Source organism: Rhodococcus sp. AD45-ID (assembly GCF_003023755.1).
Classification (GTDB): Bacteria; Actinomycetota; Actinomycetes; order Mycobacteriales; family Mycobacteriaceae; genus Rhodococcus_F; species Rhodococcus_F globerula.
Window position 1 is genome coordinate 16,259 of the sequence record NZ_PYHL01000002.1, and the last position, 13,396, is coordinate 29,654.

Annotated in this window: 6 protein-coding genes; all 6 read left to right on the top strand. The window is 61.1% G+C overall.

Annotated elements, in window-relative coordinates:
* Positions 1–11: 11 nt before the first annotated feature.
* The 6 genes from C7T36_RS16245 to C7T36_RS16270 are packed head-to-tail and all read left to right on the top strand — an operon-like array spanning position 12 to position 13,395.
* Entirely contained in the window at positions 12–3,584 is a 3,573-nt protein-coding gene (locus C7T36_RS16245; RefSeq protein ID WP_033235987.1) for a tubulin-like doman-containing protein, read from the top strand.
* Between the two features lies 1 nt (position 3,585).
* Positions 3,586–6,321, top strand: coding sequence for a hypothetical protein (locus C7T36_RS16250; protein ID WP_033235988.1), 2,736 nt, complete (start codon positions 3,586–3,588; stop codon positions 6,319–6,321).
* Positions 6,322–6,336: 15 nt separating this feature from the next.
* A complete protein-coding gene (locus tag C7T36_RS16255) occupies positions 6,337–8,322 on the top strand; it encodes a hypothetical protein (RefSeq protein WP_033235989.1) in 1,986 nt (661 codons plus the stop codon).
* Positions 8,319–11,225 (top strand): hypothetical protein, encoded by a 2,907-nt coding sequence (locus C7T36_RS16260; protein WP_051730664.1) that lies wholly within the window; start codon positions 8,319–8,321, stop codon positions 11,223–11,225. The genes C7T36_RS16255 and C7T36_RS16260 overlap by 4 nt, the downstream gene beginning before the upstream one ends.
* Positions 11,225–12,229, top strand: a complete 1,005-nt coding sequence (locus C7T36_RS16265; RefSeq protein WP_045071489.1) for a hypothetical protein — start codon at positions 11,225–11,227, stop codon at positions 12,227–12,229. The genes C7T36_RS16260 and C7T36_RS16265 overlap by 1 nt, the downstream gene beginning before the upstream one ends.
* Positions 12,226–13,395, top strand: a complete 1,170-nt coding sequence (locus tag C7T36_RS16270; RefSeq protein ID WP_033235991.1) for a hypothetical protein — start codon at positions 12,226–12,228, stop codon at positions 13,393–13,395. Before C7T36_RS16265 ends, C7T36_RS16270 begins: the two co-directional genes overlap by 4 nt.
* The last annotated feature ends 1 nt before the right edge of the window (position 13,396 follow it).

Genomic DNA, 13,396 nt, shown 5'->3' on the forward strand with positions numbered 1-13,396 from the left:
AGAGGACCGGCATGAGGCGTTTTCTGGTAGTTGGTTGCGGCGGCTCGGGCGCTGTCACGTTGTCCTACATGATGGACCAGCTGCGATCGGACCTCGCGGCAGCCGGCGTCGAGAAGATCCCGTCCGGCTGGCAATTTGTGAGTCTCGATGTTCCGACCGCGCCCGAGACCGGGCCGGACGGACTGAACAACGTTCGTGATCAGGGTGGTACGTACTTCGGCAGTGGGCCGCAGGGTGATTCGTACGCAGTACTCGACAACGCGCTCTCCAATCAACTCGCAGCTCGACAGCAGTTGAGCTCGATCGCCACCTGGGCGCCGCGAGATCCGCGGAACGTACCTGTGCCGATTGGTTCGGGGGCCGGTCAGTTCCGTGCACTCGGACGGATGATCACACTGAGTAAGACGGCCGGTATCAGTGAAGTGCTGCAACGGGCTTGGGACGAATTGTTCACCGTCGCGACCGAGACCGAGATGCGGTCACTCGACATTCCCGGCGGTGGTTCCTTCGATCCGGGGGAAGCGCCGATAGTTCTGGTGGTGTCTTCGATGGCCGGGGGCGCCGGTGCGTCGATGGCGTTGGACATCTGCCGATTACTCACTCTCATACCGCGTTTGGATCCGAAGATGATGGGCGTGTTCATGGTTGCGCCCGATATTTTCGATGGATTGGGTAAGAGCGCTACCACTGGTGTCAGCGCCAACGCACTGGCGATGCTGGGTGAGATCGTCGCAAGTCAGATGGGTTCGGCGCGTGAACACGACGTCACCATCCTGAAGGCGCTGGGACAGCAGAATGGCGAAGGGGCAGAAGTGCCGTTCGCACGCGTATTCCCGGTTGGACGCCGTGTGGGTACCGAGGGTGCGCCGTTCGGTGACGGGTCGCAGAACGCGATCTATCGCGGGCTGGGGCGTGGGCTGTCGGGCTTGATGATGAGTGGCGCTGCAACTCGCCAATTCGTTCAGTACGACCTCACCAACGGTGGCGGTCTGGCGGGTCTACGCGAACACATCGGTTGGGGCGCAGGCGCCTGGGACAGCCTGCCCTGGGGCACTTTCGGATTCTCGAGCCTGAGTATGGGTCGTGACCGCTATGCGGAGTACGCTGCCCAGCGATTGGCTCGTAGTAGCGTCGACCGTCTGCTTGGCGGTCACCTGCAGCGCGGAAATCCGGCTTCGGATGAAGAACAGGTCAATGCCATTCTCGACAGCCAGTGGCCGTCGATTCTGGCGCGGGTCGGCCTGGCTGATCGCAATGCCGCGGGTGGAGCTTTACCGGCTAATGTCGGCGGGTGGATCACCGGAACGGTTCTGCCATGGGACGAGATCGGGCGTATGTCGCGTCAGATCGTCGAGACACAGCTCCGTCCGTATATCCCGTCCGGCGACGGAATGAACGCGAAACAGTGGGTTCCTGATGTCCAACAAGCGATCCGCGGTCGTGGCCCCGCCCTGCGTGGCGCGTCGGACAGCGCAGCTCTCCTGCACGCTTTCGGTTGGCAGGATCGCATCGTATACAACATCGAGTCGATGGTGGCCGAAGCTGTAGCCAGCCTCGGGTTGCCTTATGCCACAGCAATTGTCAATCGCTTATCGGCATATCTGCGGGATGTCATCCGTCCGGCGGCAGAGGACCTGGCGAAGTTGGCGCCTGCAGATATTACGGCGCCGACACCTGGCGTCACCGGAACGTTGGCCAGCCTCAACGGAACGATTCCGATGAGCGGTGCCGTCATCGACTCGGTTGTGGCCGAGTACCAGAACAACATCAATCGGCAGATCTACTCGACCCTTTCGGGCAAGGTGCGCGACATCGTCGCTGCCTTGGTGCCGGAAATCTTGACGCCGTTGTTGGCTGCGCTCAACGAATCTCAGACCGTTCTTCGGATTGCCAGCAAGACGCCCGCAATCGACGTCGGTTTGGCGCGGTTGGAGACAGACCAGTATGCAGCCTGGCCGTCGGATGGGGCAGAACGCGTTCCGCAGCGTTTCGCGGAGGCCAACAACGAGGTGATGCTGACACCGTCAGCGGAGTTCCTCGCGCAGTATCGCAGTGATCTGCCGATGGCAGTAGCGGAGGATTCGTCCGTGCCTCCGCCATTCGATTCGGCCGTGCAGATCGCATCACAACGAGTTGTCACAGGTCTCTGGCCCACAACCGACGGATCACGCGCGCCGGGACAGGTCGTGCCACTGATCGAACGAACGGCGACGTGGCGGTCGAAGGCATTTCCGGTCAACCCCTCGACCAACGAGGCACTGATCCCGTCGGCTGCTCGTTACGACGTTCATCTGCGCGCGGGTGAATTGCTTGACCGTGCCAGGGCGTACGTCTCACGAACCGGTGAGTCTTTCGACCGGTTCTGCAAGGTGACGTTGAGGGATTACATCGTGGCGTCGGGAGCTCCAGAATACGAACTGCAACAGCGTACTTCGCTGCTGCTCTCGAAGTTCGGCGAGGCGTTGTCGCTAGCTCGCCCACTCGCGAGTGTCAATCAGCAGGCGATGGAGGCATTGCATCCGGGTCAGCAGATCGCATACCGATACAAGTTCTCGGCGGTGCCTTTCCTGAATCTTCCGGTATCGGAACTTCTGGCACAGTCGATCAGCCACAATCCCAAGATCGATCGTGAGACCGGTGACGGTTTCGGGCGACTGCTCACCGACGAGGGCGGACTCAAACGCCTGGACATCTTCGGTTCGTATCCGAACTATTCGCCGCTCGCCTACGATTCCGTGCTCAAACCCGCTGCGAAGCAATGGGCGGATTCCACTCCGTCACAGCAGGAGGCATTCTGGTCGATGCGACGGTCGCGCCCACTCGCTGCGTCGCTACCTATGCACGAGAACGAGCGTCGCGCCATGACGGCCGGGTGGTTCCTCGGACTGGTACTCGGACGGATTCGGATTCCAGCCCCGCCGTTCCTGGAACCGGTGCGAGTCTGGTCGGCGGCAGAGAGCGCGTGGCTTGATTTCCCGAATCCGTTGCTTACTCCGCCTGGTCGCTTCGGTGCCAACAACGACTGGTTGCCTGCAGTGCTCGAATCGGTTCTGCTGGCGATGGCTCAGTCTCATCAACAGCCGGTCATGTCCTCGATGCATCCGTACCGAGCGCTCCGCTCGATTTACGATGCGACACTGGAAGATCCGGCACGTGGAATCAATGAGATCTCGGCGAAGTCGGCGTTGACCGAGTGGTTGCGCACCGGTGACACGCAAACCGGATGGCCGTCAGCCATTCCGGATTCGGACGGTGTGTCCACCATCGAGGAGCGCAGCGCCAAGACCGTAGAGTGGCTGGAACGTTTGAATACGTTTGTGGGCCATCACTACCTGGCTCCAGGTCAGGATGGAGCGTCAGGTGGCGGAACCTTCTCGCAGATTACCTCGCGAGGGCAGGCATCCAAGACGCCGATATTCCGTGACCTTGCACCTGACGTGTTCTGGGCCACTGCCGAGCTGTCGGTGATGGTCAAGGAATGCGAGGAAACCGCTCTGCGCCCCGTGCAAAGTAGCTTCCCCACAATGCCTTCAGCTGGATTCGGAGACAACGACATCGTGATTCCCGACCTAGGACAGTTCTGACATGAGTGTGTTGACGGTTTTCCTCGCGGCTCCCGGACCGGCAGACGGTGTGCGGGACGTCCTGACCGACCTTTCCTCGGCTGGGCTACTCGACCCATTCCTGTGGATCGACGAGCGTGACGTGGCCTCGGGCCTGTCGGCTGTGAGCGCTACCGCCGTCGATGGCGGCGAAGTATCCACTGTCGCACTGCAGAACGTGTTGGCTTCGACCCGGGTCACTCGCGTGCGGCTCTGTGTTCTGGTCCCGTTTATCGAGGGGGCTCAGTCAGTTCGCGTCGAATCCGAACGAGCGATCGCGGATATGCTCGTCGCAAATTCGGGTAGCGCACAGCTCGTCCGGCTCCGGACGATCCTGACTCGGGGTGGGTCTACGGCACCGGCGTCGGCAGTTCCGGCATTGGCGGGCTGGCACAATCTCTTGATTGCACCGGAAGATTCCAACGGTCCGGGTATGGGCCATGTTTCGCTCGCTGCCACCACCGATGCTGTCGTGATCGGGCGAAACGCGGCGCCGGTCGTGGCCGGTGTTGTCGGACTGTGGTCGCATGCTGCGCACACACCTTTTGACGATCTGCACGTAGTTCCCGGTGACGCGATTCGACTAGTGCGTTCCTTCTATCGTCGGCTCGAAACATCCGGGGCGGAGCATGATCTGCGTGAGCAGGTTCTCGATATCGGTGGACCGCTTCCCTTGCCGCTCGATGCCGGCGGAAGTGTGGTCTACGTCGAAGACGTTCCACTTGCTACCGGAACCATGGCCCAGAACCTGTGGGGCAAGCACCGTGGAATGCTGATCGGGTCGCGAGTGCCGATGCCGGCGGTTGGGGGTTCGCAAGCGATTGGCCTATGGCGGGCGCTGGTGATGTTCTTCAGCTTCATCGGTTCCGCTCTCCGCAATGCCCCGATGGCGTTCTACAACCGGGTATCGAGGGGTGTCTCGGGCGCTGTGGCGTCGACTCTCAACGCCGCGGTTTTCGGCACTGATTCTTCGGCGTACACAATCGTCGTCAACGGAGTCGGACCGGACGGGCGTTCGGTGAAGTGGTCAGAATTCACGGCCGCGTCGCATCAGATGATGACGGCATTGGATTCGGGAACCGAGAGCCGCCATCACGCCGCGTCCACCGATCTGTCCCGACTGTGGAGCGATTACTCAGCCGGCGCACTCACTTTGGCAGATGCAGGGGAGCGTTCACAGGGTCTACCTCCGGTTCAGGTCGGTGCAAATCGAGCGGTGATTCGGATCGCCGGTGACATCGTTCCAGGCAAGGCTCAGCGGTTCACGGACGTCCCGGGAATCATTGCCGCCAGTACGGGCGTGTCCGGGCTCGATGCACATGATGTTCTTGCGATTTCCGATTTTCGGGCTCAGTTGCGTGAACTCGAACAAGACCAGGTCCTAGGACTGGAAGCGCGTCGCACTGTGGGCGCGGTGGACGCCTGGGGGCAGACCATTCGTCGTTCCTACGGATTTGCGTTCGGCCAGCTTCTCGCCGAAGGAATGCATTCGACACGCTCCGAAGTGAGTGCGCTGCTTGGGAAGTTACGTGCTCATTCGGGGTTCGAAGATCAGTCGGAGGGTATTCGGAACCGTCAGCGGGGGCTGGCGCGGTGGGCTCAGATCATCACTCTCCTGGCAGTGCTGATCATCGGAGCTGCTGGCTACCTGACATACCGCGACATTATGGTGTGGTGGCATTGCGCCGTGATCGTCGTTGTGGCGATCGCGGTGTGGTTCGTGAGTTTGTTCATCCTGTTCACCCGAAGTCAGCAAGAGTTGTTCCAGCTGATCAACCGGCAGCGAAGAGCCGCCGGTGAATTGGAAGCCGATCAGGCGAATCTGAGGACGGCACTGCGCGATCTGGATAGGTTGTCTGCGGCGTACCGTCAGCATGTCTCGTGGAGTGCGGCGTTGGGGACGTTCTTGGCGGAGCCGCTCGGAAAGGCACCTCAGCGCTCGGGTTCCACTCGCCAGGTCGAATGGGGGCTTCCGCGTTCGGCTGCCATCGGATCGGCACGTCCGGAGCCGGGCCGGATTCTCGAGGTTGCGGAACGGCTGCGCAGCGAATTGTTCACGGTGGGCTGGATGTCGTCACCTTGGGACGAATTGACGCGTGCCGCAGGCGATCATCTAGGGGCTTTGGGACTGGACGTGCGGCAGAGTCCAGAGTTGCTCTACACCAAGCAAGGGTGGGGATCTGGCTCGGCGCTCGACGTGTGGTCGGACAAGCTGGCTGACGGAGAAATCGCTCTCGACGGCGCCGACGTTGTCTGGGAGAGGGCTCTCGCGGAGCTAGGAGGATCCAAGGTTTCGTTGCTCACGGAATTGGTGTCTTCGGTCGAGGTTCGGGATCTGGGACAGTCGCGTGTGCTGACTCTCGACGGATTCATGGCAGGCGTCGGTGCTGCGGGTGAGATTGCGCAGAGCGGGCACTTCGACAGGACTCTGTTGACCGATCTCGCAGTGACCAGTGGACGTGCGGCTGTGTGTGGAGGCCGAGCGGATCAGGTCCGCCTCGGACTGGGGTTGCTGTCGGTGACCACCCAGTTCAGCGAAGGCCTTGCCCGCGAGGAACTTCAGTTCGGCGGTGAAACGTCGGCGATCGTGGACGAGCATTCGTTCGAAATTCCGGTATCGCCGGACGCCGGCGCCCTCGGTGGTTTCGGAAAACAGTCCTCGGTGGCACCCGTTTCCGATCCATTCCGTGCGCCGTCCATCGACGGCATGAACTTCTGAAAGAGACGTTGAGCGATGAGCGCACAGGTACTCGAGGCACTTCAGCAATGGCGATCGGGCGCGATTGCCGCCGACCAACTGCAGATCGGCGTGATCAAGGATGCGCATCTCACGCAGATTGCGCGATCAAATCGTAGAACGAGCGCAGAAATCGAATCGATGCTGCCGCGCACAGCCAGGCCGATGGCCGGGCACATTGCGAATGTCATTGCCGGACTGGGTGAGAAGGCTTCGGATCCGGCCGCGCCGAGAACAACTCCGGCCGACGCGGCGATTGTCGAGGACGTTGCGGTCTCACAGTCACCGGTTGCGGCAAATTTGGTAGATCTGAGCACCGACGATTTCTGCGAGTTCGACTATTCGACGGACGGAAACAGCGACACCAAGCTGACGGCGAAGAAGTCGCAGGGTGGACACCGCATCGAGTGGGAAGCACACGCTGCCGGCTCCGGCGCTGTTGTCCTCTATCGCGTCGTCTCAAGCGAGGAACATCCGGCATACAAGCCGGAGGTGGGTGAGCTACTCGGCGTCACGACGGATACGTCGTTGACTGATCTCCGTGGGCCGAGTTCGGCGGTGCGATTCGTTCAGGTGTGGTGCCACGTCGGGCGAACAATCGACGATGCGGCTTCTGAACAGCCAATTCTCCTCGGTACCGCTCAGATCATTAGTCCTGTAGTCGATTTGGCTATCTCGGAGGACGAGGGCACCGTCATCGGCCGTTGGGACACCTGGCCAGGAGTCAAGGTCGTCCGCGTGATGCGGTTGGCGATTGCGGGTGGTCCAGGTGCCGGTGGTCAGGTTCGAATCCATCCCGACGATGACAATCTCGGCGGTTTCGTGGATTCGAGCGCGGAGCGTGGTCAGCGCTATCTCTATCGCGCGATCTGCGAGGTGCCAGTAGGCAATGGAACCGAACTCTCGCCACCCGTCGAAGAAGTAGTGCAAGTCTCAGTCGTATTGTCTCCTGTGCACGATCTGTCGGTTGATACCTACGGTGACGCCGATGAGCCACGATTCGACCTGCGGTGGACTAGTCCACCGGTCGGTAAGGTTGTCATCTACCGGACAGAAAGCGGACCGAAACCCGGTATCGAGGAGTCGGTTCTGGCAGAAGGCGCGTTGGAAGCGTCCGGCGGACTGCCGAATGATGCCCGCCTGATTCATCCGATCAAGGGCGCTCAGACCGGGAACTGCCTGATGGCCGGGGTGTCGTGGCCACGAGGGTGGACACGCGCCTACTTCACGCCGGTGACGACGCTCGACAATACGGTTCAGGTCGGGAAGACGGTATCGGCTACCCGTCCGTTGGGTGCGGTTCGGCATCTGCGTGTTGTAGAGCGATGCGCAGAACAACTTCTCACGTTCGCCTGGCCCGACGGCGCAGCTGCCATCGAGGTATATGTCAGCACCCGCGACATGGATTCGGCGAGTGCATTGGCTCAGCCTGCGGGGCACGAGATTTCGAGGAGCAAGTACGAGCGGGACGGTGGGCTGCATTTCCCGGCGCAGTTGCCGGCTATCGGTTGCTCGGTGCATGTGGTCCCCGTGTCGTACACCGCAGGAGCCAAGGTGCTCGGTGCTCCGAGTGTCGTGGATTATCCGGGATTGTTGCGCGTTCAGTACGACGTGGCGCTGCGTGATGCTGGTTCCACCGTCGACATAACTCTTGCGCCGGAACGTGATACGAACGGTTCCCCGCCGTTTGTGTTGGTGTACAACGCACATCGTCTGCCTCTGAGCTCGACGGACGGAATTGCGGTGGATGTATGGTCGGCTGGATCCGAAGCCAACGGGCGTTCGAAGCAGTTTCAGCCTCACCAACTCAGTCGAGCAGATCGAGCAGCGACGTGGAGTGCTGATGTACGGGGGCTCTGTGGATACATCCGCCTGTTCGCCGACCTCCGTCCGAGCCATCGAAGCACCTTCGCCCTGATCGATCCGTCTGTCGAGAAGCTCTGGGTCGACAACAGAGATCCGTCCGCCGGGCAGGCGGGATGAGTAGTGACTTCTTCTCCGGGAGCGATTTTCCGACGGTAGTCATCGCACGCGCGGACATTGCCGCACCTCGGTATGGCCAGTTGACGTACACGTCGTTCGACCGGCCAAGCGTCGGCCGCGGGCAGGTGCTCGGCGGCTGGCAGGTGAAAGATCTCGCAGGCGATCTGGACGAAAACGAGCAGGAGGCCGTGCGCGCGGGCGTCAACACTCGACTCGAGCCAGTTGTTGCGCCCCCACAGTTTCCAACGCAAGAACAGATCGATTCACGGCCGCGCCGGTTGCACTACGGACCTTTGCCGGCAGGTGCCGTTGCGTATTGGCATTCCGCACCGGCCGGTTCCGATGCTTCGGGTCGCCCCGGCAATGTGTTCGTCCACGCACTCGTAGATCGAACGCCGGATCTTCCGCCACTGCGTCGACCGATTTCCCTGTGGCACTCGACCGGGTGGCTGACGCCGTACGGGGCCGATGTGGTTGCCGGTTCGACATTGGGCGCTACTGCGGATTTCCCCGAGGGCAAATCGGTGGCGCTGTCGCAGATCGTGAACTTCGTCCTCGATCCCGAGGTCTGGAGGATCGGTGTGTTGTGTGTTCTGCTCGATGCGGTCAATCACGCAATGCACCACGGCGGCACGGTGATTCTCGGGGTTGAAGGTCCTGACCGCGGCGCACAGTGGATCGGCGCGGTGAGTGCGCTGATGTCATCGTCGGCGGCATCCCACTTCTACTTCTCTACCTACGAACGCAGACCCAGCGCGGAGGATATCGACGCCCTGAATGCGCATGTGGTGTGTGTGCCGATCGAGGATCTGGCCGACTTGGAACTGCCGGAGAACACGGTTGTACTCAGCGAAGTCGAAACTCCGTCCCTCGGCGAACTGGGCGCCGCCGACGGATCGAATCACGAATCGCATCGAACCGAGCGCAACGCCGAGGTTCAGGTATCGGAATGGTCGGTTCTGGCTCAGACGGTTCTCCTCGATGCTGAGACCGCACTCGGTGCGTTGGGGCAGCTCGACGAGATTGCGAAAACCGATCCCGTTCGCGGCGCCGAAATCGCTTGGCCTCTTGCTGCGCTCGTGTCCGAGAACAACAGTTTCAGTGATGCACACGTCGAAGCGCGAAGAGTGCTCGACGGTGCCCCCAAGCCGCTGCGACGGATTCAGCTGCCGGAACCGGCGGCGGCGCTAGCAGTATCCGTTGCTCGCGCACCCGGGCATGTACCTGGAGCGACGGAGTCGGGAGAACCGAATCTGCACAATATTCTTGCGATGCCGATCTCCACTCCTGCCGAGATCGACGCGCGGTGGACTGCGTTCCTGCACTTCGTCCGTAACAATCCGGGCTGGTCGATGGGATCCGGCACCCAACTCAAGTTGTTCGGCAACTTCGAATCGCACCCCTCACGGCGGCTTTTGGCGAATGTTCAGAAGACAGCGGAAGATTTCTTCGACCGCCTCGAGGGCAAGGATTCACCGGCCGATTCGGATACACCATTCCTCGTCGAGGTCGAAATACTTCGGTTTGCAGATCTGATCATGCACTCCGGCCGCGTGGATGACGCGATCGTCAACGTCGTCCAGAAACTTGTCGACCTGGCGGTAGTGCCGCTTCTCTTGGACGATTCCGTGGCACCGCGGTTCGTGCGCGATGTTTTGTCGGTCGAGGCTCCGCTGAGGGCGCTGCTCCGGAGCTGCCTTACCGATGGCACGGGTGCGGCGTACTTAGTCAGTCGCCCGCTGGGTAGTCGTGTGCCCAAGGCGGTCATTGAATGGATGCTGCCAGTCGACGACCTTCCCACCGACGGGAGTATCCGGGAGAACGCAGAGGTAGTGGCAGAGTCCAGTGTGGCACTGGCTTCTGATCTGGTGATTCGGATGCTCGACAATTCTGATGAGCATGAGCTGAACGGGTGGGGACAGTTTGTGCCGCAGGCGTTGTGGCGGGTTCTGTGGGAGGCGCACAACGGCGGATTTGTGGTCGGTGATGCCAGCAAGCTTCTCACCTCGACGCACATACCGGAAGAAGATCTCGAAGAATTGGCTTGGCGCTTTCCCGGCATCATCCCGCCGAGATTTCTTCAACGAATAGTTCTGTCACACACTGGTGATCAAGGTTCGGTCGATCTTGCTCGGTCTGCGGCTCATTTGCTGACGACCCAAGCCGATACGCGCCGCGACGGCAGCGTGATTGTGACGCCTCCCAATCAGCGCAAGGATGACTGTGCCGTGGCGTGGGCACGGTTGCGCTCTAGCGGCCGGTGGGCAGAGTTCGGTGCAGAGTTGCAGTTCGAGGTAACTCGGATGCGACCCGCTCTCGTCGACTTTTGCCGAATGAGCGCTGCGGAGATCGCTGCGCTGACCGGCGACATGGTCGATCGAATGATGTTGTTGCTCTTCGCTTCCCGATGGGCTCGGGACAGATACGCTGCGCCATTTGTTCCGTTTGTAGGTGCCGCTCAGGCGGATGCTTTGAGACGGTCGGTCCTCGGATCGAGCGACTATGTCGGTGTCAATATCACTGAACTGATCACCTCGCGGATCATCGATCGTGAATGGCTCCTGGCGACAGTCATGCTCATGACGAGCGGCGCGCCGCGAAGTAAGCGGCTCAAAGCTGATGTGCTGACCCGCGTAGGTCTCGGTGCCGACAACGGGAACGGTCTTCTCGAATCACTGGCACGGGAATCGCTGTCGGATCTCCGGGGCTTCGACCGAGAGGGTCCGTCTCCGATCGCCGACATGTTCCGCGACGAAGTGCGGCGTCGGCGCATCGTGGATTCACAGGCCGTGATCGATCAGTATCGGCCGCACGCCTGGAGTTGGTTCGATCATCTCGCGGTGGCAACACGTGCATCGAAGGAATATCAAAAGTTGTTCAATTTGGGAAAGAGGAAGCGCTGATGCCCGCTTATGTGCTCGATGGAGCTGGGAGAGTAGATCTTCCGCGCCGACCGTTGGCCGTCAGCGCCGACGCCGGTGGAGTGGGCGTCGAGCTGTCCGCGACTGCGCAGCACGGTGAGTCGACGGGCGCTGTGCATCCACGTCCGGGTCTGATGATTCTTCCTCGGATCGCGGACGTGACCACTGTGTCGGCAAGGCCTGCCAATGGGCAGATCGCGTTTCCTCAGGGAACGGTCCTGCGAGTCACGATCGGGGTCGACAGTCAGAACGATCTCGACCCGGATCGAGCGGAGCTTCGCCCGATGGACGTGTCGGGACTGCACCGTGCCGATTTGGCGACGATCACCCCTGGTGCCCAGTCGCTCGAGATCGCTGCGCGCAGAACAGAAGTTGACGTCGCGCTCGGCGAGCTGGCATCAGTTGCTCGGTCGAGTGCCCGCGGAATTCTGCGCACCGATCGGCTTCGCGACGCAGATTGCTACTCGGTCGGCATCGATATCGACAGTTCCATGTCGATGGTGCATCGATTCGATGACTCGAGCGTTGCAACAGTCGTGGATCTGTTGGCGGGGGTGTCCACGGTGCTCGGCGACGCTGCACCGACTGTGTCGGTGCTCGGCGCCCGATCGACTCCGGTACCTGAGTGCGCGCTGCGGGATCTGAAGCGTGTGGTTCAGGGCGTTCTGGACTCAGCCTCGATGGGTGTGGGCTTTCAGTCTGTGCCGTCCATGCCCGCGGCCGCCACGTCGAGGCACATCAATTACACGATCACTGACGCGGTACCGGCTGATTTTGTTGCGGGGGTATCGAATTCGTCGACTATTCGCCAGTTGGTAGTGCTGTCGGATGTGGCACCGGCATCAATTCCGGCGGGTACGTACTGCGCTGTCATCTCTCCGCGCTCGGTGGCGAATCTCGAGGCCGACTCGAGTGAACTGTCTCGGATCGTTTCGCAGTTACTGTCTCCTGTTGTGTCCGACTCGACCACCGGTGGTTTCTCGTGAGTAAGTGCCCGCGCTGTTTCGTCAGCCTGACCTCTGATCATTTTGCCTGGACACAAGCGTCGGGTACGACAACCGAGGCCGATCCTGTTGCAAGCGCGTATCACGGTGGTCAGGTGCTCTCGCGCAAGATCATCGAGTTGCGCCGACCGGTGGATGCACACGCTGGCTGGGCACCGCCGCCGCAACACGCAGAACTCGAGCTGGGTGGACCTGTTCGCGAAGTGTGCCCGACCTGCCATTACGTCCTTGTGGACGGTTGGCGCAACGCACAGGTCACCTGCATCGCTATGGCGGGAGCGCGGGCCACGGGTAAGACCGTGTACATCGCGGTGTTGATCAAGCAGTTGCAATTGCTGGGTGAGAGTTGGGGTGCCGTTGTCGAACCCTTCGACAGCACCACTGAGGCGACATACCGCGACCATTACGAGACCCCGCTGTACGAGGCCCGAGGAATTCTCGAGGCGACGCCCGCTGCGCACACCGGTAATCCCTATCAACGCGAACCCCTGATCTTCAGCCTTGGTCATTGGAACAACGTCTCGCAGATTCTCGTGATCCGTGACGTCGCGGGTGAGGACTTGGAGAACCCGGAAAACGCGCGGGCTCCCTGGTTGCAGTTCTTTGCGCACGCGGACGGCGTGCTCTTCATGTTCGATCCGTTGAAAGTCGAATCGGTCACCAACCAACTACACGATTTGGTGCCGACGCAGGAACGGGTCGGCGGAGATCCCCGAACAGTGCTGCGCACGGTCCTCGGCATCATCGGGTTGGGAACACCCAACCTCGCCATAATCTTGTCCAAATTTGATGCACTGCAGTCACTTCAGAGCGTCGAAGGAAGCGATTGGAGTCGGATCATGTCGAACCCCGGCGCCGCGTTCTCCCGGGATTTCAGCTTGCGATCGGCGCCCTATCACGACGGTGATGGTCAGCTTCTCAACCAAGAAGTCCGTAGTCTCCTCAAGAAGCTGGACGCAACTCCGATGGTGATGTCGGTGGACCAGCCGCATACCGGACGCCCACTGCCCAACCGATACTTCGCGGTATCGGCGTTGGGTGAATCCCCGGTAGGGGATCGCCTGCACGCCAGTGGGATCACGCCCTTCAGATGTCTCGATCCGGTTCGTTGGGTGCTCGCAACCCGTAGCGTGTGGCACTGGCAGTGAC

Bases quoted from the DNA above. Each gene is read 5' to 3' on its own strand.
- C7T36_RS16250 (WP_033235988.1), top strand. From the start codon at position 3,586: ATGAGTGTGTTGACGGTTTTCCTCGCGGCTCCCGGACCGGCAGACGGT.
- C7T36_RS16245 (WP_033235987.1), top strand. From the start codon at position 12: ATGAGGCGTTTTCTGGTAGTTGGTTGCGGCGGCTCGGGCGCTGTCACG.
- C7T36_RS16265 (WP_045071489.1), top strand. From the start codon at position 11,225: ATGCCCGCTTATGTGCTCGATGGAGCTGGGAGAGTAGATCTTCCGCGC.
- C7T36_RS16255 (WP_033235989.1), top strand. From the start codon at position 6,337: ATGAGCGCACAGGTACTCGAGGCACTTCAGCAATGGCGATCGGGCGCG.
- C7T36_RS16260 (WP_051730664.1), top strand. From the start codon at position 8,319: ATGAGTAGTGACTTCTTCTCCGGGAGCGATTTTCCGACGGTAGTCATC.